The following is a 301-nucleotide window of genomic DNA, read 5'->3' as shown; positions in this document are numbered from 1 at the left end:
GGTCTCCATCGCCACGCTGGACGACATGAAGGTCTTGTACGACGGCTTCGACCTGTGCAACCCGACGACCTCGGTGTCCATGACCATCAACGGCCCGGCGCCCACCATCCTGGCGATGTTCATGAACACCGCCATCGACCAGAACATCGAAAAATTCAAGGCCGACAACGGCCGCGAGCCCACCGACACCGAAACCGCCAAGATCCGCGAATGGGCCCAGGCCAATGTGCGCGGCACGGTGCAGGCCGACATCCTCAAGGAAGACCAGGGCCAGAACACCTGCATCTTCAGCACCGAGTTC

The 301-nt window shown here is 61.5% G+C and carries 1 protein-coding gene; it reads left to right on the top strand.

Features of this window, described 5'->3' with window-relative positions; all coding sequences use genetic code 11:
- Window positions 1–301: methylmalonyl-CoA mutase family protein (locus AAHB17_RS24645; protein WP_342133699.1), on the top strand; the 301-nt coding region annotated here is incomplete at both ends.

The organism is Hydrogenophaga sp. OTU3427 (genome assembly GCF_038440225.1).
Classification (GTDB): Bacteria; Pseudomonadota; Gammaproteobacteria; order Burkholderiales; family Burkholderiaceae_C; genus Hydrogenophaga.
This window is presented reverse-complemented; position numbering and strand designations above follow the sequence as displayed.